This window comes from Phascolarctobacterium sp. Marseille-Q4147 (assembly GCF_017968825.1).
GTDB lineage: Bacteria > Bacillota > Negativicutes > Acidaminococcales > Acidaminococcaceae > Phascolarctobacterium_A.
Map to the genome: position 1 here is coordinate 125,045 of NZ_CP072874.1, position 25,120 is coordinate 150,164.

The window sequence follows — 25,120 nt, forward strand, 5'->3', positions numbered from 1 at the left end:
TAATCTGTTAACAATGTTACTCTTTTTTATACTTGGCAATACCAACTTTATAGAAGTCATTACCCTCGCTGTCGATGCAGACGATAGCCGGGAAATCCTTAACCTCGTATCTGCGGATAGCCTCCGGTCCCAGGTCTTCGTAAGCAATCATGGTTTCGCTCTTGATTGATTGGGTGATAACAGCAGCAGCACCGCCTACAGCAACGAAATAAACAGCGCCATGCTTAGCGCAGGCATCAATAACCTCCTGGCTGCGCAGACCTTTGCCGATCATGCCGCGCATGCCCTGCTCGATCATGGTCGGGGTATATTTATCCATACGGCCGCTGGTGGTGGGGCCGGCACTGCCGACAACCTCGCCCGGTTTGGCAGGAGTAGGGCCAACGTAATAAATAACATTATTGGTCAGATCCAAAGGCAGCTTTTCGCCACGCTCCAGCGCTTCATACAAACGCTTGTGAGCAGCGTCGCGTGCAGTGTAGATATAACCGCTGATGCGTACAACGTCGCCTGCATGCAGGTCTTTGACAGTTTCTTCGGTCAGCGGAGCATTGATATATTTGATTACAGCTTCTTCACTCATCTTCAGGCGCCTCCTTTAAATTTCTGCTTCAGCCTTGCGTGCCTGGTGGCAGTTCAGGTTTACAGCGCAGGGCATACCGCCGATATGGGTATGGGTAAATTCAACATTTACAGCCAGAGCGGTAGTGCTGCCGCCTAAGCCGGAAGGACCTACACCGGTTTTGTTTACCAGCTCCAGCAGCTCGTCCTCCAGTGCCGCATAGCGCTCATCCTTATTGTGCTCGCCTACGGTACGGGTCAGCGCATATTTAGCCAGAATAGCGGCACGCTCCATATTGCCGCCGATGCCTACGCCGACGGTAATCGGCGGGCAGGGGTTCGGGCCTGCAGCACGCACGGTATCAACAACAAATTTTTTGATGCCTTCAACGCCGTCTGCCGGCTTCAGCATTTTCAAAGCGCCCATGTTCTCGCTGCCGCAGCCTTTAGGGCAAACGATAATTTTAACCTTTTCACCGGGAACAATCTTGGTGTGGATGATTGCCGGAGTATTATCACCGGAATTTTTACGATCAAATACCGGGTCGCCTACAGAGGATTTACGCAGATAGCCTTCAGTGTAGCCCTTTGCTACGCCTGCATGAATGGCAGTGTACAAATCGCCGTCAACGAAATGCACTTCCTGACCGATTTCCAGGAATACTACAGTCAGACCGGTATCCTGACACAGAGGAACAGCTTTTTTCTTAGCCAGCTCGAAGTTCTCAATCAAGGTAGCAAGGATTTCCCTGCCCAAAGGAGATTCTTCTTCAACAGCGGCATTTCTGATCTTGTCCATCATCTCCTGCGGGAGATAGTAGCAGGAATCCATGCACAGCTTGGCAATAACATCAGTGACTTCACTAACCTTTATTTCTCTCATGTTTTCATCCTCCTAAGCTCACATTGTCATTGTGAGAATAATATTTTTGATACTGCGGCTTAACGGCCGATGCGTTTAGCAGTATTGGCTCTTACAACCTCAGGATCTACAATTTTGCGTGCCAGGCCCTTTTCGATAGCAACCTTAGCTACAGCGGCAGCAACCGCCGGAGCAACACGCGGGTCAAAAGCGTCAGGTACTACATAGTCCTCACGCAGGTCTTTTTCGTCAATCAGGTCGGCAATAGCATAAACAGCAGCAACCTTCATCTCCTCGGTAATAGCGCGTGCGCGTACATCAATAGCACCGCGGAATACGCCCGGGAATACGGTTACGTTGTTAACCTGGTTCGGTCTGTCGCTGCGGCCGGTGCCGGCAACAGCAACGCCTGCTTCCTTAGCAGCATCATAGCTGGTTTCCGGAACAGGATTAGCCAGAGCAAAAACAATAGCCTTGTCAGCCATGCTTTGCATAATTTCTTTGGTGAATACGTTCGGAGCGGAAGCACCGATCATAACGTCAGCACCCTTGGCAACATCAGCAAGAGTACCCTGCTTATGCTCCTTATTGGTTACGGTAGCCAGATAGCTTTGGATGCGGTCCAGCTTAGCGTCGATGCCTTCGTACAGAGCGCCGAAGCGGTCAACCATGATTACATTTTGTGCGCCCATGTTTACCAGCAGACGGCCGATAGCACTGCCGGCAGCACCGCAGCCGTTGACAACGAATTTAGCGGTAGCAATGTCTTTTTTAACAAAGCGCAGTGCGCCCAGTACAGCAGACAGGCAGGCAATAGCGGTACCATGCTGGTCATCGTGGAATACAGGAATATCGCAGATTTCTTTCAGCTTATCTTCGATTTCATAGCATTTGGGAGAGGAAATATCCTCCAGGTTTACGCCTGCATAGTTAGGCTGCAGCAGCTTAACGGTGCGGATGAATTCGTCCGGATCCTTGGTATCAAGACAAACAGGCACAGCGTCAACATCGCCGAAGGTTTTGAACAGTGCAGCCTTGCCTTCCATTACCGGCATAGCAGCTTCGGGACCGATGTCGCCCAGTCCGAGTACACGAGTACCGTCGGTAATAATAGCAACCATGTTGCCGCGGCAGGTATATTCGAAGGAGAGGTTTTTGTCCTCTTTGATATCCTTGCAAGGTTCAGCTACACCCGGGGTATAGGCAATAGCCAAATCATGACGGGTTGCAATAGGCACCTTGCTTACTACAGCAATTTTGCCGTTATTGTCCATATGTAATTTAAGAGCTTCTTCACGCAGAGTCATTGTCATCTTTTTTCCTCCCAAGATTTCCCGACGTAAGCTGTCTAAAAAATCATTAGCTCCGTCCGATAAATAGTATACACTTATTGTATATTAAACTACCCTGTTTTGCAAGATATTTTCTTTGTAATCTACATCATTTCAAGAAATTGTCAAAAGATTTTTGCTTCCTGCGCAAAATTTTCTTAACCAAAGACTCACACCTTGAAGAATTCCACCTGCGGTGTCTGCCCCGCCTGCAGTGTAAGCACCGCAAAGCAAGGCTCCGAGCCGCCGCGAGGACGGGACGGACTGCCGGGGTTCACCAGCAGCGTTTCCGCATAATATTCGGCCATCGGCACATGCGTATGCCCGAACACCACGATATCCTGCCCCAGCTGCTTTGCCCAATAGCCCAAATCAGCCTGCACATTTCTTTCTATGTATCTGTGTCCGTGCGTCAGCCAGATTTTATAGCCTTCTATTTCCAGATACTCGTCAAATTTACTGCCGTCATCCAATAAATCACAGTTGCCGCGCACACGCACGGTTTTAATGCCTGTCGCATCATGCAGGCGGTTGGCGTCGGCCGCATAATCGCCTGTATGCAGCCACAACTCGATAGGCGGTGTCTGCTGCAGAATGCGGCGAATCGCCTGCGCACTGCCATGCGTATCACCTGTAATGCCTATTCTCATTTCTTTTTGCTCCAGATAGCAACCAGCTTACGGATTGCCTTACCGCGATGGCTGATTTTGTTTTTCTCCTGCATGGTAGCCTCTGCCATACCCTTATGCAGCTCGGTGGACCAGAACAGCGGGTCGTAGCCGAAGCCGTTTTCACCCAGAGGCTCATGCAACAGCATACCGTCGCAGATGCCGTCTACCTCATTGAGCACCTTGCCGTCGGGTTGTGCTACGCACAGCGCACAGCGGAAGCGGCAGGTACGCTTAACCTGAAACTTCATGTTGTGCAGCAGCAGATTGTTGTTGTCCTCGTCGCTGGCCTTTTCGCCGGCATAACGCGCACTGCGCACACCGGGAGCACCGTCCAGCGCCTGCACCTCCAAGCCGGAATCATCGGCAATGCAGGGCTTGCCCAGCTTCTTTGCATAATAGGTAGCCTTTTGGCGGGCATTAGCAGCAAAGGTGCGGCCTGTTTCCGCCGGTGCTTCTACTGCGTCAAAATCTGCCAGATATTTTATTTCAATCGGCAAATCCTTCATTAAAGATTTAAACTCTTCCACCTTGCCCTGATTATGGGTAGCTACAACCAATTCATTAATCATTATTTAACCTCGATTCTCAGCTTAAGACGCATATTTGTTTTACAGCGTCCTAATGCTTATTATTTACAGATTTTCTACTGTGCCTGTGGCAATGTCCTGCACCAGCACATACTGCCAGCGGCCGCGCTTCTTTTCTGCCAACGCTGCATCGTAGGCCTTTTGCCGGCAATGCGGACAGATTTCACGCGTCAGGCAGGTAATGAAGGCGCTCTGGTCGCCAAAGCGCGTCCCTTCGGCCGCCGTCTGCAGGGTAAAATAACCGCGGCAGGCCTTGCGTTCGCAATAATGCACGCTTTCCACCTGCTCCTCGCGGATACCCTCCTCATCATAGTAGATATGCTTGCTGCGCTGCCAGGTATTGCCGCATTTCGCCAGCAATTCCTTGCTCGTGCGCTCACGATTGAAGTACAAATCGCCGACCTCGGCAATAAGCTGGTCTACGCGCTTATTGCAGCGCTCATCCTGCGGGCGCAGTCCGCGCAGATCAGGCTCCACCACCTTGCTGTAATCCATGCCTGCCATCGCCAGAATAATACCGGTGTTGACATAAGGCAGGGCACTTTCAATTGAATAACCGCCCTCCAGCACCGCAATATCAGCCTGCAGCTTATCCGCCAGACGCGCATAGCCCTGTGCCGTCACCTGCATGGAAGCCAGCGGGTCGCTGAAATGGTTATCCTGCCCGGCGCTGTTGATAATCAGCTCCGGCTGAAAGTCCTCCAGAATATGCGTGATTAAGCCGTCATACAGACGGTGCAGTCCTTCGTCGCCTGTTCCCGGCAGCAAGGGCAAATTGATATTCGTGCCCCAGGCCGCCGGACTGCCTGCTTCATTAGGAAAGCCTGTGCCCGGATACAATGTGCGCCCGTCCTGATGGAAGGAGATATACAGTGTATCGGGATCATGGTAGAACACGTCCTGCGAGCCGTCGCCGTGATGCACGTCGGTATCCACAACAGCAATCCTGCGGATATTATACCTGCTACGTAAATATTCTACCATTATTGCTTCAATATTAATAGTACAAAAACCACGGATTCCGTGTACTACACGCATAGCGTGGTGTCCCGGCGGACGCACAAGAGCAAAGGCACGCTGCACCTCCCGCTGCATTACGGCATCGGCCGCCACAAGACAGCCTCCCGCAGAGGTCAGGTGTGCCGGCGTAATCAAGCGTGCAATCGCCGGCACGCCGACATGCGCACGCTGCAAATCCTCGATTTCAGCAAGACGCGGGCGATATTCCTTAATCTCCTCGCAATCGAACAGGCCCTCCTCCTCCAGCTGGTCGCGCGTATATAATAAGCGCTCCTGCCGTTCGGGGTGACCGGGGCTGATCATCCAGTCAAACGCAGGGAAAAATACTAATCCCAAGGTATTCTTTGCCATCAGAAGCTCACCTCCCTGCCGCTAACCTTATAGAGAATTCCCGGCTTCAGCTGCATACGCAGGCTGTAAATATCGCCGGTTTCGTAATAGCCGTGTACTGTATGAAAATGCTCGTAGCTGATAAGCTCCGTTTCCTGGTCGGGCAGCTGCCACTGCGCCGTCTGCTCCCGCAGCCAGCTTGCGAGCAGCTCCTCTGCCGCCTGCTTGCTGAAGCGTCGCGGCAAGGCTTCGCGTTTTCCGCCCTCAGGAATAATGTAATAGCCATCGGTCGTGTCCGCTCTGAGTCCTGCGCTCAGCGTAGGCCTTGCTACCGCTGCACCGATAGCGTTCGCCACCATCGCTCCGGCAGGAATATCCACCGGCAGCACCATAGATTCGCCCAGCGCCCTGATTAAGCCCGGTGCGCCGCCGCCGACGCCAATCAGCTGCTGCGGGATAAATTCCGTGCCCTTGATAACATCGTTAACCGTATATACGGGCTGCTTGGCCCATTCGTCCAGCATTTCCCGAATCGTCGTTTTAATCTGCTCAACGGCCGCAGCCACAATCTTGCGTGCTTCCGTCTGCGGCTCGCCGCCCAGAGCGGCAATCGCTTTCTGCGCCCGTTCTTCGTCACCGAAATGCACATAACCCGCCGTAATCAGCGCATCGCTCAGCGTCGCTATGCTGCCGCCGACTGCGGCAGCGGGACCTTCACGCTCGGGGCCGACAACATAACCGTTTGCCGTCTTATGCAGTCTGCTGTCACCGCCGATGCCGATGCTGCGCATATGAAAGGCACGCACTGCCGTAGGATAACCGGCAACCGCCGCACCCTTGCGGGCCATCAGCGGCAGGCCGTTCTCCCAGAAGGCAATGTCGGTAGTAGTGCCGCCCACATCCAGCGAGATGCTGTTAACATTGGGAGCGCAAAGCGCCTCTATGCCCAGTACGGAAGCAGCGGGACCAGTAAACACAGCCTCCACCGGTTGCTGCAAGGCTGTTTCTAGCGGCAGCGTACCGCCGTCCGCTTTCAAGATATGCACCGGAGCGCTGATGCCGCGCTCTGCCAAAGCACGCTCGATACGTTTGCAGAAGCGGGTGAAAAGCTCATACACCTGCGCGGAAAAATACGCAGAATTGCAGCGCCGCACAAAGTTCAGCTCACCGCTCAGCTCACTGCCCAAAAACACCTTGCTGTAGCCGCATTTTTTCAGCTCATGCTCCGCCTGATATTCCAGCTGCGGGTTACGCACCGAAAACTTGCCGCTCACCGCGCACACACCGCTGCCCTTGCGCCGCAGCAGCTCCTGATGCCTGCTCCATTCAATGTTAGCCGTAATCTTGCCGCGATGGTCCACATAACCGGACAAGTAATACGGTGTCACAGGCAGATGTCCCTTGACGTTCATGCCCGGTCCGGCGATAATTGCCAAAAACGCCGGCGACAGGCTACCCTCGGTCAAAGCGTTAGTCACAATAGTGCTGGATATTACCACACGCTCCAGCTCCTGCGCCATTCCCGGCTGCAGCACCGCATCCAGCGCTGCCAGCACACACTGCAGCACATCATCATGCGTCGTCGCGCGCTTAGCCTGCGCCACCACCTCGCCCTGCCGCAGCACCACGGCATCCGTAAAGGTTCCGCCTACATCAATACCTAACAGCATTGCTTCATCCCTCCTTCGTTTAAACCAGAGTGTCAATGCGTATTCTTTTAATCTATACTATATTTACTTTTAACAAGCTAATAACAGACAGTCTATATTAATTATATTATATCATGTTGCCAAACTCCGTGCGAAGAAAATTCCTTGCTGTAATTATATGCCGACACAACCGCAAGCGTTTGCGGGCAGAAAAAAAGACGTAAGCTCCGTTGCTTACGCCTTGTAATTATTATTGGCATCCGGGTGGGGTAATCCTGCAGACATTTTATATTTCTGCTAATGTCCTGCAGTTGCGATTGCCGGATGTAAATTGCCGCCGCTTAAATTTAGCTAAGCTCTCAAAAGAGCATCATAGTAAACCAGGCTGGCAGCACCGCATAAAGATAAAACGACAGTACTCAAAATAATAAGATACTTTTTCTGCATTTTAATTCTCCTCTACACACAAAACCCATCTCTGTGTGTGAGGTTATTATAAAATAGGTACTGCCGATAGTCAAGTTAAATATTATAACGATTTGTTATATTTAATATTCCTGCCCGGCCTATATCAAATTCACCGTTACCGCAGCCTGCAACAGCTTTTATTTCTCTTTAGCTTGCTAAAAACAGGATAATAGCTTATACTATATACTATTATTGTATTAGTAAGGGAGACGATATGTATTATGGAACGTGAGAGCTTCTCTTCACGCCTAGGATTTATCCTGATTTCTGCCGGCTGTGCCATTGGTTTAGGCAACGTTTGGCGCTTTCCTTTCGTCACAGGTCAATATGGCGGCGCATCCTTTGTGCTCATCTACCTGTGCTTCCTGCTGCTGTTAGGCCTGCCCATCATGGTAGCAGAATTCGCCGTCGGCCGCGCCAGCAGACGCAGTCCGGCAAAATCCTTCGACACATTGGAGCCGAAGGGAACTAAATGGCATCTGTTCAAATATGTAACTATTGCCGGCAATATCATCCTCATGATGTTCTACACCACCGTCAGCGGCTGGATGCTCTATTTCCTCTATAAAATGGCTGTCGGTGATCTTTCCGGTCTGGACGCTCAGGGCATCAAGGGCGTTTTCGGTGCTCTGCTGCAGGACCCGGCAACTATGGCCGGTAACATGGCAATCATCATCATGCTCTGCTTCGGCGTCTGCTACATGGGCGTTCGCAACGGCGTTGAACGCATCACCAAGGTTATGATGGCCTTCCTCATCGTGCTGATGGTTGTGCTTGCAGCCAACTCCATGCTGCTTCCGGGCAGTGAAGTCGGCCTCAAGTATTACCTCTACCCCGACTTCGACAAAATTGCCGAGCATGGTGTACGCGAGGTAATCTTCGCTGCTATGGGCCAGGCCTTCTTCACCCTGAGCATCGGCATGGGCTCTCTGTCCATCTTCGGCAGCTACATCGGCAAGGAGCAGAAGCTCACCAACGAAGCGCTGTGGATTATGTTCCTCGATACCTTCGTAGCAATCGTTGCCGGTCTGATTATCTTCCCGGCATGCTTCAGCTTCGGTATCCAGCCGGATGCAGGCCCGAACCTGCTCTTCATCACCCTGCCCAACGTTTTCAACGCTATGAACGGCGGACGTATCTGGGGCACTCTCTTCTTCCTCTTCATGCTCTTTGCGGCAATGTCCACTGTTATTGCTGTATTCGAAATGATTATCTCCAGCATCTGCGAGCTGACCGGCGGTGACCGCCGTCGCCTCATCCCATTTGCTGTTATCGGCATGATTCTGCTGTCCCTGCCCTGCGTTTTCGGCTTCAATATCTGGAGCGGCTTTGAGCCTCTGGGCAAAGGCACCTGCGTGCTGGATCTGGAAGACTTCCTCGTCAGCAACAACATTCTGCCTTTAGGCAGCCTAATCTTCCTGGCCTTCTGCACTAGCCGCTACGGCTGGGGCTGGAACAAATTCATTGAAGAGGTTGATACCGGCAAGGGCATAGGCTTCCCGAAATGGATGCGCTTCTATGCAACCTATATTCTGCCGCTGATTGTCCTGTATATCTTCTTCAACGGCTATTACGCTATGTTCTTCAAATAAGATAAATTGTGGTGTCCTGTAGCGTCAAACCCAATTTTACACATTTCTATAACGCGAAACGAGCACTACCTGCATACCCTGCAAGTAGTGCTCATTTGATTATGTCAATTATACTTGTACAGCTCTGCTCCACTGATGAGCTCATACTCAGAACTGGTAAAGTCAAAACCAGATAGAGCCACAAAACCAAGCCTGCTAACCTCCATAAATCTCAACACATTTTTCAGCTGCTGCACTTCAGCCTCTGCCTCCGCCCTCGAAAAAGTCTTATCGTAATACTTCACTTCATAAAATGCATAACCATTCTTCAGCTCTAAAACACAATCAAATTCGCCGCTACGTCTTTCCTTAGGCATATCATACCAAAAAGTTCCGATATCATACACATCTGACCTTTTGCCTTCTCGCAACTGTCTGGAAAAATACTCTCTGACAATGGCTTCATACCGGTGCGAAATAAATGTCTTGATGCTGCTCTTTATATACAGCTCATAAAAATTTTTAGTACCGATTCTTGCAATAACATCACGCTTATTATAGATATAGGCATAATAAAAACGCACCAGATTATCACTAATCTCATAGAAAGTCTTTTTCTTATCATTTTTCTTGTTAATCGGATAAATCTTTTGAATAATCTCCATCTCCAATAAATTTTTCAATTGCTTGTCTAAGCTGCCATTGGAATTGCCGGAAATCAGCTTTTCAATTTCTCCATACCTTTTCTTGCCATTAGCCAAAGCAGACAAAATCATATTAGCATTCGCCACCTTAGATAGCTCCGCCAATAAAATATATTCCATATAGATGCTGACAGGACTATTTGCATTGAGCAGCAATCGTTCAATATTACCCTCTAAATTCTCTTCCTCATCAATAAGTACATTAACAAATGGACTGCCACCAAACACTGCATATAATGCTGGTTTTGCAGAAGCTGAAAGCTCTGTATAAAATAAAGATGCATCATAATAATCAAAAGGCCTGATATGCAGAATTAAAGAAAATCTGCCAAACAGCGGATTTTCTTGTTGAAGCAATTCTTTCATCATGCCAACATATGAACCAAGCAGTACAAGATCTATATTATTTTTTAAGCTGTCAACAATTCTCTGAAACAGCGAATCTATGTAATGAGCGTCACTTGTTTTCTTCAAATATGTATATTCATCAATAATAATGATGACTTTTTCCTGCTGCGACCCCAAAAATTCAAACAGCTCCTCGAAATCGACAAAATGTAAAAATTTATTATTATAGCAAGCCTTCACCTTCGCCTCAAGACTTCTTAAATTATCTTCTAGAGAAGTCATGAGACACTCATAATAAATAACTTTGCAAGCTATATTCTTTATAGCTTCTAAAATTAGCGTACTTTTACCAACTCTGCGCCTGCCATAAAGCATCACTGCCTGCTTACCTGGCTGAGCAAAAACTTCTGTTAATTGCTGTAACTCTGCTTCTCTACCGACAAACATCCTGTAACCTCCTTTTATACTGAATTCCGTTTCACTGAATTTAATTTCAGTATAATTTTATATTTTCCATCAGAATTTGTCAATATTTTTTTGCTAACCTCTGCACTACAAGCAAAGAGGCTGCCACTTTCGTGACAGCCTCTATAATTTTGCTCTATTAAATTTTTACAGCTTGCTTTGCAGCTCCTCCAGCTTAGCCTGCTGCACTGCCAGCACCTTGTCGCCGATAGCGAACTGCTTCTCGTTTTCGGAGAAAGCAGGGCCGCCGTAGGATTTACGTGCTTCTACGCAATGCTCGGGCTTCAGAGCTACCAGCAAATCGCTCTCGAAAAGGTCGGAGAACTGCTTGTATTCCTCCAGAGAAATTTCCGGCAGGAATTTGCCCTGATGAATAGCATAGGCAACGCATTTGCCGACAACCTCATGTGCCTGACGGAAGGGCAGTCCCTTGCGTACCAGATAGTCTGCCAGGTCGGTGGCATTGGAGAAATCCTTGCTCACTGCCTGCGCCATCTTGTCCACATTAACCGTCATCGTCAGAATCATATCACGATAAACAGCCAAGGTGAATTTAACGGTGTCGATAGCGTCGAAGAAGCCTTCCTTATCCTCCTGCAGGTCCTTGTTATAGGTCAGCGGCAGGCCTTTAGCCGTTGTCAGCATAGCCATCAGATGACCATACACACGGCCGGTTTTACCGCGTACCAGCTCGGAAATATCAGGGTTCTTCTTCTGCGGCATCATAGAAGAGCCGGTGGCAAAAGCATCGTCCAGCTCCACAAAGCCGAATTCAGTGCTGCTCCAGAGGCAGATTTCCTCGCTCAGACGGCTCATGTGCATCATGAGGGTAGAAGCAAAGGAAAGGAATTCAATGATATAGTCACGGTCGCTTACTGCGTCCATGCTGTTCGGATAAACTGTGCCGAAGTTCAGCTCTTCCGCAACCATAAAACGGTCGATGGGGAACGTAGTACCCGCAATCGCACCGGCACCCAGAGGCATCATGTCCGCGCCTTCCCAAACGCCTAGCAGGCGGCGGAAGTCACGCTGCAGCATATTGAAATATGCCAGCATATGATGAGCAAAGGTAATCGGCTGCGCACGCTGCAGATGGGTATAACCCGGCATCAGAGTTTTTTCGTGCTTTTTGGCAACTGTTAAAAGAGCTTCCTCAAATTTGAGCAAAAGCTCGGCAATTTCGGCAACCTCACGCTTCATATACATATGCATATCGAGTGCAACCTGGTCGTTACGGCTGCGTGCGGTATGCAGACGAGCGCCGGCGCTGCCGATGCGTTCGGTCAGACGCGCTTCCACATTCATGTGAATGTCCTCCAGCGCAACGTCAAAATGGAAGTTGCCTGCTTCAATATCAGCCAGGATGTCTTTCAGACCGGCAATGATCTTCTCCCCGTCCTCTGCCGGAATGATACCGCATTTAGCCAGCATACCGGCATGAGCAATGCTGCCGCGGATATCCTCGTGATATAAGCGTTTATCAAAATCAATGGACGCATTAAATGCGTCCACCAATTCGTTCGTATTCTTACTGAAACGACCGCCCCAAAGCTTAGCCATTATTTCAGGTTTCCTTTCTTCATCAGCGCTCTTACTTTCAGCGGCAGGCCGAAGAGGTTGATGAAGCCGGTAGCATCTGCCTGGTTGTAAACTTCGTCTTCGCCGAAGGTTACATATTCCTGGCTGTACAGGGAGTACGGGGATTTAACGCCTGCACTGTAGATGTTGCCTTTATAAAGTTTCATGCGAACAGTACCGGTAACGGTTTTTTGAGTTTCGTTAACGAATGCATCCAGAGCCTCACGCAGCGGGCTGAACCACATGCCATCGTAAACCAGCTCGGAATAACGGATGGAAACCTGTTGCTTGAAGGATTGGGTTGCACGGTCCAGGCAAAGGTTTTCCAGATCGTTGTGGCCGTAGTAGATGATAGCGCCGGCAGGGTTTTCATAAACGCCACGGGATTTCATGCCAACCAGACGGTCTTCAACCATATCGGTGATACCAACAGCGTTGCGGATACCGATTTCGTTCAGTTTTTCAACGAGCTTAGCCGGGCTGAGTTTTTCACCATTAACGCTTACAGGCACGCCTTCAACGTATTCCAGCTCAACATATTCCGGTTTATCAGGAGCTTTTTCAGGAATGTTGGTAACGATGAACAGTTCATCTTTCGGTGCATTCCACGGATCCTCCAGATCGCTGCCTTCATGGGACAGATGCCACATGTTGCGGTCCATGGAATAGTCATGGTCATGAGATACAGGAATAGGAATGTTGTGTGCTGCAGCATAGTCGATTTCCTGGTCACGGCTGCGCAGCTCCCACTCACGCCACGGAGCGATGATTGCCAGCTGCGGAGCCAGAGCCTTTACGGACAGTTCAAAACGAACCTGGTCGTTGCCTTTGCCGGTAGCACCATGAGCAATAGCATCAGCGCCTTCTTTTTCAGCGATTTCAACTAATTTTTTAGCAATCAGCGGACGAGCGAAGGAAGTACCCAGCAGGTATTTCTTTTCGTATACAGCACCGGCCTTAACGGTGGGCCATACATAGTCGCTGATGAATTCTTCTTTCAGGTCCATGATGTAGCATTTGCTTGCACCGGTTTTCAGTGCTTTGTCATGAACGGTTTCCAGTTCGTCGCCTTGGCCAAGGTCAGCGCAGGCAGCGATAACTTCGCAGTTGTTGTAATGCTCTTTCAGCCAGGGGATGATTACGGATGTATCAAGGCCACCGGAGTAAGCCAGAACTACTTTCTTAATATCTTCTTTTTTCATTATAATAGCCTCCCATTTCTGTATAATGCTATGCATTAGTGAATAAACTTACAAACTTCTTGTATTATATACCCTTTTTATGCATAAATCAAGTATTTAAGCGCATGTATACAATACTTTTTGTGTACTAGATGTAACAAAAAACCTAAAATATAGCTTATTTCAGAAAATTTTGTCTGTATGCAAGAACGGCTAAGCATATAAACTATACGCTCAGCCGTTATATTTATACATTCAAGACCTGATTTAGAGTACTTCGTCGCTCATCAGCAGCGCCATAATAGCCTTTTGTACGTGCAGTCTGTTCTCTGCCTGGTCAAATACAACAGATTGCAGTCCTTCCAGCACTTCCTCGGTAATTTCTTCACCGCGGTGTGCGGGCAGGCAGTGCAGAACGATTGCTTCCGGACGTGCTTCGTTCAGCAGCGCCTGGTTAATCTGATAATTATGCAGTGCTTTGAAACGAACCTCACGCTCCGCTTCCTCGCCCATGCTGGTCCATACATCGGTATAGAGCACGTCGGCGCCCTTGGCAGCCTTGAAGAGATCCTCCTCTACGGTAATGCTGCAGCCGGTCTGGGCAGCGTCCTCCTGCGCCAGACGCAGGATTTCCGGATCCGGCTGATAGCCCTTCGGGCTGGCGCAGATCATGTTCATGCCAACCTTGGCGCAGGCAAACATCAGAGAGTGTGCCATGTTATTGCCATCGCCTACATAAACCAGCTTACGGCCTTTGAGCACCTTCATCTTCTCTTGAATAGTGAAGATATCGGTCAGAGCCTGACAGGGATGCAGCAAATCGGTCAGGCCGTTGATAACAGGAACGCTTGCATATTTAGCCAGCTCAATAACGGAATCATGGGAGAAGGTACGGATCATAATACCGTCAACGAAGCGGGAAAGTACACGCGCGGTATCGCGAATCGGTTCGCCACGGCCTATCTGGGAAGCGGAATCGCTCAGATAAATCGGATGGCCGCCCAGCTGCCAGAAGCCTACCTCAAAAGAGGTCCTGGTACGTGTAGAAGCCTTGGAGAACAGCATAGCCAAAGTTTTGCCCCTCAAATATTGGTGAGGCTCACCGGCCTTTTGCTTACGTTTCAATTTTTTTGCCACATCAAGAATTGTTGCGACCTCGCCTACGCTAAGGTCATGAATAGAAATCAGGTCTTTGTCTTTTAAACTCATTTTTTATCCCCTCTCGTTTTTTAACAGGCCGCCAGCGCCTTATCCAGCGCAGCAACCACGATATCAATTTCTTCCTTGCTGATAATCAGCGGTGGTACAATGCGGATAACATTGCCCGCAGTGCAGTTCACAATAACATTGTTCGCCAAACAGCTTTCCACAATCGGCTTGCCCTCACCGGCAACCTCCATGCCCAGCATCAGGCCGCAGCCGCGAACATCGGTAACCTTGTCAGGATATTTTTCCTGCAGCTTACGCAGCTCATTCTTAAAGTATTCGCCCTTCTCCGCAACCTTGTCTACCAGTCCTTCGGACTTGATAGTCGTCAGTGTTGCGTACACAGCGGCGCAGGCCAGCGGATTACCGCCGAAGGTGCCGCCATGGTCGCCGGGCTTAAACACATGCGCCAGACGCTCCGGCACAGCAAAGCCTGCAACCGGGAAACCACCGCCGATGCCCTTGGCGAAGGTCAGGATATCAGGCTTCACGCCGCTGTGCATATAAGCAAACCATTTGCCGGTACGCGCAACACCGGTCTGCACCTCGTCAAAAATCAGCAGCGCATCATGCTTGTCGCACAGCGCACGCACCTGCTGCAGATATTCGTCAGACGGTACATGCACACCGCCCTCACCCTGGATAGGCTCCAGCAGTACAGCGCAGACATCATCATCCATCTGTGCCTCCAGCGCCTTAATATCGCCGTAGGGCACAAGCACGTGTCCAGGGCTCAGCGGACCGTAACCGACATGATAATAATCATGACCCGTAGCAGCCAGTGTATCAAAGGTGCGTCCGTGGAAGGATTCGTCCGCAGAAATAATTTTATATTTCGTAGGCGCTTTGCTCACGCCATACTTGCGTGCCAGCTTCATAGCGCCCTCATTGCCCTCTGCGCCGCAGTTGGCAAAGAAAATGCGGTCCATGCCAGTAGCCTCGGCAACAACACGCAAGGCCTTCGCCTGAATCTCGGTATAATACAGGTTGGAGCAATGCATCAGCTTGGCAGCCTGCTCGCTGATAGCCTTCACCAGCACCGGATGATTGTAACCAAGGCTGTTGACAGCAATTCCGGCAAAGGCATCCACATACTCATTGCCCTCGTTGTCCCACACACGGCAGCCCTGGCCAAGCTCCATAACCATCGGATATCTGCCGAATACAGGCAGATAATATTTTTCTGTTTCTTCTATAATTGCTTTTTTATCCATCGTCAAGAATATCTCCCCCTCATACAAGCCCCTGCTGTCAGATTTCCTTAACTACCTCGGTACCAACGCCCCTGTCGCTGAAAAGCTCCATCAGAATAGAATGCTCGGCACGGCCGTCAATAATATGTGTTTTCTTGGCACCGCCGCTAAGAGCCTTAATGCAGGAGCGAACCTTAGGAATCATACCGCCGTCAATGCTGCCCTTAAGAATAAGCTCATGAGCCTTTTCAAAGCTCAGAGTAGAAATGAAGCTGCTTTCATCCGGATATGCGGAATAAATGCCGCGTACATCTGTCAGTACCAGCAGCTTTTCTGCCTTCAGCGCACCGGCAATTTCACCGGCAGCAACATCTGCGTTAATGTTATAGGTTTCACCCTCGTCACCGACGCCGGTCGGAGCGATTACAGGAATATAACCGCCGTCCAGCAGGCAGTTAATCAAATCAGTGTTGACCTCCTTAACGCTGCCGACAAAGCCGATATCTACCAGATTAACCTCACCGTTTTCATAAACATCAGCCAGATATTTTTTAGCCTTCAGCAGATTAGCATCCTTGCCGTTGAGGCCGACAGCCTTGCCACCCAAAGCATTCAGACGGCCGACAATGTCAGTGTTCATTTTGCCTACAAGCGCCATTTCGGCAATAGCTGCGGATTCTGCATCGGTTACGCGCAAACCACCGACAAATTCGCTCTTTTTACCGGCCTGCTCCAGCTGACGGCTGATTTCCGGACCGCCGCCGTGAACAACTACCGGACGCATGCCGGCGTATTGCAGAAACAGGATATCCTGCAGTACCTTGTTTTTCAAATCATCGTTAAGCATAGCGTTGCCGCCGTACTTTACCACAATGGTTTTATCTTTAAAATTGCTCAGATACGGCAATGCTTCCATTAAGGTCTGTACTTGTTGTTCGTTCATTAACATAGGTGATGTCCTCCCTCATTTTTTTATATTTGTCTTGCGTTTATATTTATTACTTCTGCTTCTCTCCAAAGACGCGAGAGAAGGTATTAGATGTAAACCATCATAATAATATTATGCTCTCACTATCAAGGACGAGCTAGAAAGTACCAGAGACGAGGAAAGCCGACGACGGCGTACTAACAGTACGTCCCCCCTTCGGGGATTAGCACGACCAGCACGTTCTCGCAGCGTTACACTTGCGACAACGTGGGTCTTTGCGTTTAGGAGGCTTGACAAAGTATATGGTGCTTTATCGCTCGGCCAATCAAGTATGGTACTCGCCGTTGATTTTCACATACTCATAACTGAAATCGCAAGTCCAAACGGTTGCGCTTTCCTCACCGGCACCCAGGTCGATGCTCATGGAAATATCATGCTCAGCCATGGTCGGCGCCAGCTTTTCGGCAGACACGTTGCAGTTCATGCCGTTTTCTACCAGACGGATACCGCCGATAGAAAGATTTACCTTATCTGCCTCCATGGCAGCGCCGCTGTAGCCTGCAGCGCAGACAATGCGTCCCCAGTTCGGGTCCTCACCGAAGAAGGCTGTTTTTACCAGCGGCGATTTGGCAATAGCCATCGCTGCGGTTTTGGCCTCCTCCCAGGTTGCGGCACCGGTAACATTTACCTCCAGGAATTTGGTAGCGCCCTCGCCGTCATGAGCAATCATTTTAGCAAGGTCGGTTGCACAGGCAACCAGCGCTTCAAAAAAGGCCGGATAATCCGGATGCTCCTCCGAAAGAATGATTTCGTTTTCGGCAAGACCGTTGGCCAGCACAATCATGCTGTCATTGGTGCTGGTATCGCCGTCGACAACAACCATGTTGAAGGATTTGTCGGCAGCCTTTTTCACCGCACGCTTCAGCACATCGGGAGCAACGGCGGCGTCGGTAGTAATGAAGGTCAGCATAGTTGCCATGTTCGGATGAATCATGCCCGCACCCTTGGCAATACCGGCAAAGGTTACCTTCTTGCCGCCGATTTCCGTTTCATAGGCAGCGTGCTTGATAAAGGTATCCGTAGTCTGAATCGCCATAGCGCAGCTTTCGCCCTCGCATTCGTCCAAGCTGTCGACAGCATCGGCAATGCCGGTCAGCAGCTTGTCCATCGGCAGGAACTGGCCGATAACACCGGTGGAGCAGACAAAGACTGCTTCCGGCGCAATGCCTAAAAGCTCTGCCGTATGCGCCTGCATTTTCTTGGCATCCGCCAATCCCTGCTCGCCCGTGCAGGCGTTGGCACAGCCGCTGTTTACGGCAATAGCCTGTGCATAGCCGTGCTTGTTGACCTCGCGGCTCACGAGCACAGGAGCAGCGCACATTTTATTTTGTGTAAATACCGCACCGCAGGCAGCAGGCACGGTACTGAAAATTACAGCTACATCATGATTGCCGCTGGCTTTGATACCGGCCTTGACGCCGGCAGCAATAAAGCCCTGCGGTGCAGTCACCCAGCCTTCGATTTTCTTCATGAGATTCCCCTCTTTCTCAGGTGCTTTCATCTTTTCTTCTACGGCGGCATCACCGCTAAGCACCATTTTATAGTATAATAGTTATAACAAGCTTAGGGAACAAGCGGCAGCTGACGCAGGCCGGCAGTTTCATCAATGCCAAACATCACATTCATGTTCTGCACTGCCTGTCCCGCAGCACCCTTAACCAGATTATCAATACAATTCATCACAATAATACGGCCTGTACGCTTATCGGTCTGCCAACCAAGGTCCACATAGTTGGAGCCGCGGATATTCTTCAATTCAGGGCAAACTCCCTTACCGCGCAGACGAATGAAAAATTCATCGCCGTACATTGCCTGATAGGCCTCCTCAATCTGTGCATCCGTTACGCCCTGCTTCAGCTGTGCGTAGCAGGTTGCATAAATACCGCGGTCCACAGGCAGCAGATGCGGTGTAAACTGAATCACTACATCCTCACCGGCAAACTCGCTGTAAATCTGCTCGATTTCCGGCGTGTGGCGATGCGAAGCAACACCGTAGGCCTTAAAGCTTTCGTTGACGCTGCAGTAAAGACTGCCTGCCTTCAGGCTGCGGCCCGCACCAGTCGTACCGCTTTTGGCATCAATCACAATGCCCTTAGTTTCAATCAGCTTATATTTTAAAAGCGGCACCAACGCCAAAATGCTGCAGGTTGTGTAGCAGCCGGGATTTGCCACCAGCTGCGCCCCGCGCACCTTATCACGGAACAGCTCGGTCAGACCGTAGACAGCCTGTGCCTCCGGGTCCTCATGCTTCACCTTGTACCACTGTTCAAACACATGGTAATCCTTAAATCTATAATCGCCGCCGAGGTCAATAATTTTTGTCTTACTGCCTCGCAGCTGCTTGCCTATCTTCATAGCATGGCCATGAGGCAAGGCAATAAAAATCACATCACTTGCTGCTGCAATAGCATCCAGCTCCTGCATAGACTGCAGATTCTTTTCAATACGTCCCGACAAATGCGGATACATAGAAGCAATCGCCTCTCCCGTACTGCTTTCAGAGGTAATTACGGCAATTTCCGCTTCCGGATGTCCGTCCAGAAGTCGCAGAAGCTCAACTCCTGCATAGCCTGTTGCACCGATAACACTTGCTTTCATATCCATCCTCCTTTGTACTCGATAATTATACAACTAAATTGTATAATTTTGCAAGCACTTTGTGAATTTTTTTGTAAAAATTAAGGGACAATAATCCATTCTACAATCTTATTTTACTACCTAAAAGGTAAATATACCAGTATTTTTTGCCAAATCCACACTTTATTGTTACAATAGACGTGAAAGCTATACACGTCACTGTTTAAAATATATCAAAATCACTAACGAGGTGTATCTTATGTTTAAAATTATTATCATGGCTTTGCTCATTTTTATAGGCATGGTAGGGTATGATAACATTACCGATAAGGCTCAGCCTACCACCCCCGTACAGCAGGAGCAGCAGAAGGTCAGCAAGCACGAAAAGTCCGCAGCGATGGCTCTTTTCACCAGCCTGCTGCCTCCCAAGGAGGAATGGCCCTCGCCCGTACATAAATTCTATCTGGCCTTTAATATGGATGAGGTTATCGACCCCATCCGCCAAAACCCGAACTGGACCGGTCTTGACGCCATGTCGCGCGATATACCGCAGGCGCTGATTGCTATTGAAGACCACGCTTTTTATAATCACGGTGCTATTGCCGTAGAAGGCATTCTGCGCGCCGCACTGGCCAACATCAACGCCGGCGAGGTAGTGCAGGGCGGCAGTACACTGACGCAGCAATTTGTCAAAAACGTTTTTCTGTCGCACGAGCAAAGCATGGAGCGCAAAATCGAAGAAGCTGTGCTCTCGCTCATGCTGGAGGATAATTACAGCAAAGACGAAATACTGGAGCTTTATCTGAACACCACCTACTTCGGCGCAGGCAGCACCGGCATTAAACAGGCCAGCAGAACCTACTTCGGCAAGGCACCTTCGGCGCTGACTCTGGCTGAGGCCGCCGTTATCGCTTCGCTTCCTTATGCACCCACCGGCCTCAATCCGCTGGAAAACCCCGAGGGCTGCAAAAAACGTCAGCTGCTGGTGCTGGCCGCTATGCATAAATACGGTATGATTAATCAGGGACAGTTGGCCGAAGCCAAGGCAGAAAAAATCCGCCTCACCAACGGCACCGTCATGTAAAGCTGTAACAAAATCGACACTGTATATTTTTTAATTAAAGTTTATCGGTAAAAGCTTTGTTTCGCTTGACCGCATCATACTTCATATATATAATTAAAGCTTAAGCAAAATCACTCAAAGAAGGTCAAAATCATGGAAACTACAACATTAGATAAGCTTCCCTTAGGTCAGGAGGCTATCATAAAAAAGGTCGGCGGCGAAGGCAGCATTCTGCGTCGTCGTCTGCTTGATATGGGGCTCACCCCCCGCACCCGCGTCATGGTACGCAAGCGCGCCCCGCTCGGTGACCCGCTGGAAATCTCCCTGCGTGGCTACGAGTTGACACTGCGTGCGGAGGAAGCCGAAAAAATCACCGTTACGCCGGAGGTGAGTGAAGCATGAAGCTGCATTTCGCCCTCGTCGGCAACCAGAACTGCGGCAAAAGCACGCTGTTCAACTATCTCACCGGCAGTAATCAGCACGTCGGCAACTTTCCCGGCGTAACCGTCCAGAAAAAGGAAGGTACTATTCTCGCCGTGCCCGACGCAGGCGTTATCGACCTGCCAGGCATCTACTCGCTTTCTCCCTATACCTCGGAAGAAATTGTTACGCGTGACCTGCTGTTATACAATAAGCCGGACGCAATTATCAACGTCATTGACGCAACTAATATCGAACGCAGCCTGTATCTTTCGCTGCAGCTCATTGAACTAAATATCCCGATGGTCATCGCCCTCAACATGATGGACGAGCTCACAGGCAGCGGCGGCAGCATTGACATCAAGGCGATGGAAGATTCGCTGACCGTGCCTGTTGTCCCCATCACCGCCAACTCCGGCGAAGGCGTAGGCGAGCTTTTGCGCCGCGCCGTAGAGGTAGCGCAAAACCAGCAGCTGCCACAGCGCCTGGATTTCTGCAGCGGTCCTGTGCATACCGCTATTCACAGTATCGCCCACTTAATCGAAACCAAAGCACGCCGCCAGAACCTGCCGCTGCGCTTTACCGCCACCAAGCTTATCGAAGGTGACAGCGATTTCGCCAAGGCTTTGCAGCTTTCGGAAAACGAATGCGATATCATCGGCCACTTCGTTACCGAGATGGAGCAAAACCTCAAAACGGATAAGGAAGCGGCGCTGGCAGATATGCGCTATGCCTATATCGAGGACCTCTGCGCGCAGACCGTGCAGAAGCCCAAGCATACGGAAGCACAGCTGCGCTCCGTCAAAATTGACCATTATCTGACGCATAAATTTTATGCTATCCCTATTTTCGTGCTTATCATGGGCATTGTATTCTGGCTCACGTTTGACGTTATCGGAGCTTTTCTCAGCGACATCCTCAGCAATGTTATCGATGCTGTAACAGCTTCGGTTGATAATACGCTCACCGTGCTGGATATCGCACCGCCAATGCATTCGCTGATTATCGACGGCATCTTCTCCGGTGTCGGTGCCGTGCTTTCCTTCCTGCCGACCATCGTCACCCTGTTCTTCTTCCTTTCTATGCTGGAGGACAGCGGTTACATGGCGCGTGTAGCCTTTGTTATGGATAAAATGCTGCGTAAAATCGGTCTCTCCGGTTCGTCATTTGTGCCGATGATTATCGGCTTCGGCTGCAGCGTGCCTGCAATTATGGCATCACGCACCCTTGCCAGTGAGCGCGACCGCAAAATGACCATCATGCTCACACCGTTCATGAGCTGCAGCGCCAAGTTGCCCATCTACGGTATGTTCATCGCCGCCTTCTTTCCGCATAACGGCGGTCTGGTCATGCTTTCGCTCTATCTCACCGGTATCTGCGTAGCTATTCTCTCCGGCTTTTTGCTCAACAGCCTGGTGTTCCGCGGCAAGCCGGTCCCCTTTGTCATGGAGCTGCCTGCCTACCGCCTGCCGACGGCGCGCAACATCATCATGCATATGTGGGAAAAGGCCAAGGACTTTCTGCATAAGGCCTTCACTGTTATTTTCCTCGTCAGCATCATCGTCTGGTTCCTGCAGAACTTTGATGTACGCTTTTACATGGTAGATGCCTCCGACAGCATTATCGCCTCCATCGGCAAGCTGGCGGCGCCTATTTTCGCACCGCTTGGCTTCGGCAGCTGGCAGGCAACGACCTCGCTCATCTGCGGCATTACCGCTAAAGAGGTTGTCATCAGTACGCTTTCTGTGCTGGCAGTCGGCAGCGGCGGTGCGCCTGATCTGGCAAGCCTCTTTTCGCCGCTCACAGCCTACACCTTTCTGGTGTTCTGTCTGCTCTATCCGCCCTGCGTAGCAGCGCTGGCCACCATCCGCCGCGAGCTGAACTCGGATACCAGCACGCTCTGCCTTATGGGCTATGAGCTTGTTGTGGCTTGGTGCGTGGCGTTTATCGTAAGACAAATCGGCTTAATGCTTGGCTTTGCCTAAAAAATTGCATAAGAAAACAGCCCAAGACTCTGATATGAGAATTGGGCTGTTATTTTTTTGTGGCTTTAGCCCGTGGAGCACTATCAAGTTTCTTTTCGAAGAAACGAGATGGTGCTTCACACAGAACCATCCGCTATGCGGGTGCGCATTGATTGTTATACAAAAATACGTCATTCCGATATACACTAGTAAGTGTTCAAGTCACTATTGCAAAGAAAGGAATGACGTATTAATAGCAAATAAAACTAACGAATTATCACATTCAAAATGGGTATGTAAATATCATATTGTCTTTGCAATGATATTTTCAATCATACATCGTTGTGTCAATTCTATCGAGGCAGACTTTTGCTCCATGTAGCTTTGCCATTCGAGGAAAAGCCTAAGAATAAACTTCCGGGCGATAATTTGAAATATTATCGTCAGAGAAAATCATTAACTACCAGACAGCTTGCCGAGAAAATGGATGTTGTTCCTGCTACTATCCTGATGTATGAACAGAATAAATACCCTATCCCTTATGATGTAGCCAAAGAATAGATTTGATGGGAAATGAATTATGCATACCTCTATTAAAACATGATTTCATATGGTATAATACAAACATTGCGGAAATGTCCAATATAACACGAAGGGAGGACTGCGCATGAAGATAACAGATTTTCTTGGAGAAGCAACAGAATATGATAAAAAGCAGGCAGTTGAACATAAGAAAGTGAAAAGTTGGCTTAAAAGTGTCAGTGCCTTTGCGAATACAGCGGGCGGAACTTTAATTTTTGGTATTACAGATGGTGAAGAAATTGTTGGATTGGAAGATATTAAATCCGATTCTGAATTTATTAGCCAGAAAATCAAAGAAAGAATTTCACCATTTCCAGAAGTTATAATGAAGCTTCGTAAAACCGAAGATGAAAAAGACCTTTTGTTGCTTTATGTACCGGCAGGTGCAGAAACACCTTACTATTATACTGGCGATGGTGTGACAGAAGCTTACATTCGTATTGGTAATGAAAGCGTTGTTGCTGATGCGACTGAACTGAAACGCTTGGTTATGCGTGGTAGAAACTCTTCTTATGATTCGGTGATGTCACCATACAATTATGAGGACTTTTCTTTCAGTAAGCTGAGAGAACGCTATAAATCCTGGACTGGCAACAGTATGACGGAGAAAAGTTTTGAGTCTTTCGGTATCCGAGATGCAAATGGACACCTTACCAATGCAGGCGCTTTGCTTGCTGATGATGCACCCATTCGCTGGTCTCGTCTTTTCTGCACAAGATGGAATGGGTTAGATAAAAGTGGCGGACAGGTTGATGCTTTGGATAGTGCCGAGTATAGTGGCAGTCTTATCATTCTTCTGAATGAGGGCATGAGTTTTGTAAAGCGTAACATGAAAACCATTTGGAAGAAAACACCTGATTCCAGAATTGAAATGCCGGATTATTGCGAGCGAAGTGTTTTCGAAGCTTTGGTCAATGCGTTAATTCATAGGGATTATCTGATTAATGGCAGTGAAGTTCATGTGGATATGTTTGATGACCGCCTTTTAATTTATTCTCCGGGTGGAATGCCTGATGGAACACAGATTCAGGGGCGTGATATTGATGATATTCCTTCAACCAGAAGAAATCCTATCCTTGCAGATATTTTTGCCCGCCTTGGATATATGGAACGTCAAGGCAGTGGATTAAGTAAAATCCGTACCGCATACGAAAATGCAGCAAATTATCAACCGGGTTTGGAACCGACCTTCCGATCCAATCGAGTGGAATTTACTGTAAAGCTTCCAAATCTGAATTTTAAAGCATCAAGTAATGAAGCTTTAACTGAGGCAATAAATGAAGCTTTAACTGATAATCAGAAAATGCTCCTTGATATGTTGCGCAATGATCCAACAATTACGCAAAAAGAAATTATTGAACGAGTCTCTTTGTCGAGAAGCACTGTTCAGAGAATGATCAAAGAGTTGTCTGAATTAGGACGATTAGAGAGAATTGGTTCAAAGAAAACTGGCAGTTGGATTGTAAAAGAGTAAAAGAAAATATTTTATTTTGAAATCTCCGTTGTTCTGTTGTAGAATGACGGAGATTTTTCATGTAAATGTTCAGGTGGAACTAGCAGACAGCATCTTCTGATACTACTGAAGGGGATTATAATGTCATCCCAACAAACAAATTTTGGAAATTGACTTTCAGAGGAATTTGAGAAAATATGTGAAGTGGTACACCTTATACTGCTTGCCAATTTGTGAATCCAGTAAAAAGTGTGCTACTTCTTATTGCAATTTAGGTATAGCTTTGGATAAATTAAGTGTAAAAGAGTACGAAGCCCCTTTCAATGGTAACTAGTAGTCAAAACGCCC

General features: G+C 49.0%; 21 protein-coding genes. 6 read left to right on the forward strand and 15 right to left on the reverse strand.

All coding sequences use genetic code 11. The annotated features are described in order from the left end of the window. Positions 1-16: 16 nt before the first annotated feature. The 7 genes from KAH19_RS00490 to KAH19_RS00520 all read right to left on the reverse strand — a co-directional run bounded on the left by KAH19_RS00490 (position 17) and on the right by KAH19_RS00520 (position 7,032). Positions 17-583 carry a Fe-S-containing hydro-lyase gene (locus KAH19_RS00490; RefSeq protein WP_021720586.1) on the reverse strand — a complete coding sequence of 189 codons (567 nt, stop codon included), beginning with the start codon at positions 581-583 and terminating at the stop codon, positions 17-19. Positions 584-598: 15 nt separating this feature from the next. After that, entirely contained in the window at positions 599-1,444 is an 846-nt protein-coding gene (locus KAH19_RS00495; protein ID WP_009145044.1) for a fumarate hydratase, read from the reverse strand. Between the two features lie 59 nt (positions 1,445-1,503). Then, positions 1,504-2,730, reverse strand: coding sequence for an NADP-dependent malic enzyme (locus KAH19_RS00500; protein ID WP_210685463.1), 1,227 nt, complete (start codon positions 2,728-2,730; stop codon positions 1,504-1,506). Positions 2,731-2,924: 194 nt separating this feature from the next. After that, a complete protein-coding gene (locus tag KAH19_RS00505; protein ID WP_009145046.1) occupies positions 2,925-3,404 on the reverse strand; it encodes a metallophosphoesterase in 480 nt (159 codons plus the stop codon). Further along, positions 3,401-3,994: an XTP/dITP diphosphatase gene (locus KAH19_RS00510; protein ID WP_210684688.1), complete on the reverse strand. Its 594-nt coding sequence runs from the start codon at positions 3,992-3,994 to the stop codon at positions 3,401-3,403. Before KAH19_RS00510 ends, KAH19_RS00505 begins: the two co-directional genes overlap by 4 nt. A 63-nt stretch (positions 3,995-4,057) precedes the next feature. Next, positions 4,058-5,383 carry a histone deacetylase gene (locus tag KAH19_RS00515; RefSeq protein WP_009145048.1) on the reverse strand — a complete coding sequence of 442 codons (1,326 nt, stop codon included), beginning with the start codon at positions 5,381-5,383 and terminating at the stop codon, positions 4,058-4,060. Next, positions 5,383-7,032, reverse strand: coding sequence for a hydantoinase/oxoprolinase family protein (locus tag KAH19_RS00520; protein WP_210684689.1), 1,650 nt, complete (start codon positions 7,030-7,032; stop codon positions 5,383-5,385). Before KAH19_RS00520 ends, KAH19_RS00515 begins: the two co-directional genes overlap by 1 nt. A gap of 668 nt (positions 7,033-7,700) precedes the next feature. Here KAH19_RS00520 and KAH19_RS00525 point away from each other — a divergent pair. Then, positions 7,701-9,071, forward strand: coding sequence for a sodium-dependent transporter (locus KAH19_RS00525; RefSeq protein ID WP_210684690.1), 1,371 nt, complete (start codon positions 7,701-7,703; stop codon positions 9,069-9,071). 104 nt (positions 9,072-9,175) lie between these two features. Here KAH19_RS00525 and KAH19_RS00530 read toward each other — a convergent pair whose 3' ends face one another. The 8 genes from KAH19_RS00530 to argC form a co-directional block, all read right to left on the reverse strand. Then, positions 9,176-10,549, reverse strand: a complete 1,374-nt coding sequence (locus KAH19_RS00530; protein WP_210684691.1) for an ATP-binding protein — start codon at positions 10,547-10,549, stop codon at positions 9,176-9,178. 165 nt (positions 10,550-10,714) lie between these two features. Then, the gene (gene argH / locus KAH19_RS00535; RefSeq protein ID WP_210684692.1) at positions 10,715-12,127 is read right to left on the reverse strand and encodes an argininosuccinate lyase; all 1,413 of its coding nucleotides are present in this window, start codon (positions 12,125-12,127) and stop codon (positions 10,715-10,717) included. Further along, entirely contained in the window at positions 12,127-13,347 is a 1,221-nt protein-coding gene (locus tag KAH19_RS00540; protein WP_210684693.1) for an argininosuccinate synthase, read from the reverse strand. Before KAH19_RS00540 ends, argH begins: the two co-directional genes overlap by 1 nt. Before the next feature lie 246 nt (positions 13,348-13,593). Continuing rightward, positions 13,594-14,535, reverse strand: coding sequence for an ornithine carbamoyltransferase (gene argF / locus KAH19_RS00545; protein ID WP_210684694.1), 942 nt, complete (start codon positions 14,533-14,535; stop codon positions 13,594-13,596). Between the two features lie 20 nt (positions 14,536-14,555). Continuing rightward, positions 14,556-15,746 (reverse strand): aspartate aminotransferase family protein, encoded by a 1,191-nt coding sequence (locus KAH19_RS00550; protein WP_210684695.1) that lies wholly within the window; start codon positions 15,744-15,746, stop codon positions 14,556-14,558. 37 nt (positions 15,747-15,783) lie between these two features. Further along, positions 15,784-16,674, reverse strand: coding sequence for an acetylglutamate kinase (argB, locus tag KAH19_RS00555; protein WP_210684696.1), 891 nt, complete (start codon positions 16,672-16,674; stop codon positions 15,784-15,786). A gap of 304 nt (positions 16,675-16,978) precedes the next feature. Beyond that, positions 16,979-18,184 carry a bifunctional glutamate N-acetyltransferase/amino-acid acetyltransferase ArgJ gene (gene argJ, locus KAH19_RS00560; RefSeq protein ID WP_210684697.1) on the reverse strand — a complete coding sequence of 402 codons (1,206 nt, stop codon included), beginning with the start codon at positions 18,182-18,184 and terminating at the stop codon, positions 16,979-16,981. Between the two features lie 92 nt (positions 18,185-18,276). Next, positions 18,277-19,311, reverse strand: a complete 1,035-nt coding sequence (gene argC, locus KAH19_RS00565) for an N-acetyl-gamma-glutamyl-phosphate reductase (protein ID WP_246869376.1) — start codon at positions 19,309-19,311, stop codon at positions 18,277-18,279. A 238-nt stretch (positions 19,312-19,549) separates the two neighbouring features. On the opposite strand from argC, the gene KAH19_RS00570 reads away from it, so the two are divergent. From KAH19_RS00570 to KAH19_RS00590, 5 genes are all read left to right on the forward strand, one after another. Next, positions 19,550-20,374: a transglycosylase domain-containing protein gene (locus KAH19_RS00570; RefSeq protein ID WP_210684699.1), complete on the forward strand. Its 825-nt coding sequence runs from the start codon at positions 19,550-19,552 to the stop codon at positions 20,372-20,374. Between the two features lie 132 nt (positions 20,375-20,506). Then, positions 20,507-20,755, forward strand: coding sequence for a FeoA family protein (locus KAH19_RS00575; protein ID WP_210684700.1), 249 nt, complete (start codon positions 20,507-20,509; stop codon positions 20,753-20,755). Next, complete coding sequence (gene feoB / locus KAH19_RS00580; protein WP_210684701.1) at positions 20,752-22,758, forward strand: ferrous iron transport protein B; 2,007 nt, start codon at positions 20,752-20,754, stop codon at positions 22,756-22,758. The genes KAH19_RS00575 and feoB overlap by 4 nt, the downstream gene beginning before the upstream one ends. 348 nt (positions 22,759-23,106) lie before the next feature. Then, complete coding sequence (locus KAH19_RS00585) at positions 23,107-23,298, forward strand: helix-turn-helix transcriptional regulator (RefSeq protein WP_210684702.1); 192 nt, start codon at positions 23,107-23,109, stop codon at positions 23,296-23,298. A 106-nt stretch (positions 23,299-23,404) separates the two neighbouring features. Continuing rightward, positions 23,405-24,793, forward strand: a complete 1,389-nt coding sequence (locus KAH19_RS00590) for an ATP-binding protein (protein WP_210684703.1) — start codon at positions 23,405-23,407, stop codon at positions 24,791-24,793. Positions 24,794-25,120: the final 327 nt, after the last annotated feature.

What these genes read in the sequence shown, in the direction of transcription:
- KAH19_RS00520 (WP_210684689.1), bottom strand. Translation starts at nt 7,032, where the DNA reads ATGCTGTTAGGTATTGATGTAGGCGGAACCTTTACGGATGCCGTGGTG.
- argH (WP_210684692.1), bottom strand. Translation starts at nt 12,127, where the DNA reads ATGGCTAAGCTTTGGGGCGGTCGTTTCAGTAAGAATACGAACGAATTG.
- KAH19_RS00495 (WP_009145044.1), bottom strand. Translation starts at nt 1,444, where the DNA reads ATGAGAGAAATAAAGGTTAGTGAAGTCACTGATGTTATTGCCAAGCTG.
- KAH19_RS00515 (WP_009145048.1), bottom strand. Translation starts at nt 5,383, where the DNA reads ATGGCAAAGAATACCTTGGGATTAGTATTTTTCCCTGCGTTTGACTGG.
- KAH19_RS00575 (WP_210684700.1), top strand. Translation starts at nt 20,507, where the DNA reads ATGGAAACTACAACATTAGATAAGCTTCCCTTAGGTCAGGAGGCTATC.
- argF (WP_210684694.1), bottom strand. Translation starts at nt 14,535, where the DNA reads ATGAGTTTAAAAGACAAAGACCTGATTTCTATTCATGACCTTAGCGTA.
- KAH19_RS00590 (WP_210684703.1), top strand. Translation starts at nt 23,405, where the DNA reads ATGAAGATAACAGATTTTCTTGGAGAAGCAACAGAATATGATAAAAAG.
- KAH19_RS00505 (WP_009145046.1), bottom strand. Translation starts at nt 3,404, where the DNA reads ATGAGAATAGGCATTACAGGTGATACGCATGGCAGTGCGCAGGCGATT.
- argC (WP_246869376.1), bottom strand. Translation starts at nt 19,311, where the DNA reads ATGAAAGCAAGTGTTATCGGTGCAACAGGCTATGCAGGAGTTGAGCTT.
- KAH19_RS00510 (WP_210684688.1), bottom strand. Translation starts at nt 3,994, where the DNA reads ATGATTAATGAATTGGTTGTAGCTACCCATAATCAGGGCAAGGTGGAA.
- KAH19_RS00525 (WP_210684690.1), top strand. Translation starts at nt 7,701, where the DNA reads ATGGAACGTGAGAGCTTCTCTTCACGCCTAGGATTTATCCTGATTTCT.
- KAH19_RS00540 (WP_210684693.1), bottom strand. Translation starts at nt 13,347, where the DNA reads ATGAAAAAAGAAGATATTAAGAAAGTAGTTCTGGCTTACTCCGGTGGC.
- KAH19_RS00530 (WP_210684691.1), bottom strand. Translation starts at nt 10,549, where the DNA reads ATGTTTGTCGGTAGAGAAGCAGAGTTACAGCAATTAACAGAAGTTTTT.
- KAH19_RS00550 (WP_210684695.1), bottom strand. Translation starts at nt 15,746, where the DNA reads ATGGATAAAAAAGCAATTATAGAAGAAACAGAAAAATATTATCTGCCT.
- KAH19_RS00500 (WP_210685463.1), bottom strand. Translation starts at nt 2,730, where the DNA reads ATGACTCTGCGTGAAGAAGCTCTTAAATTACATATGGACAATAACGGC.
- argB (WP_210684696.1), bottom strand. Translation starts at nt 16,674, where the DNA reads ATGTTAATGAACGAACAACAAGTACAGACCTTAATGGAAGCATTGCCG.
- KAH19_RS00570 (WP_210684699.1), top strand. Translation starts at nt 19,550, where the DNA reads ATGTTTAAAATTATTATCATGGCTTTGCTCATTTTTATAGGCATGGTA.
- KAH19_RS00490 (WP_021720586.1), bottom strand. Translation starts at nt 583, where the DNA reads ATGAGTGAAGAAGCTGTAATCAAATATATCAATGCTCCGCTGACCGAA.
- argJ (WP_210684697.1), bottom strand. Translation starts at nt 18,184, where the DNA reads ATGAAGAAAATCGAAGGCTGGGTGACTGCACCGCAGGGCTTTATTGCT.
- feoB (WP_210684701.1), top strand. Translation starts at nt 20,752, where the DNA reads ATGAAGCTGCATTTCGCCCTCGTCGGCAACCAGAACTGCGGCAAAAGC.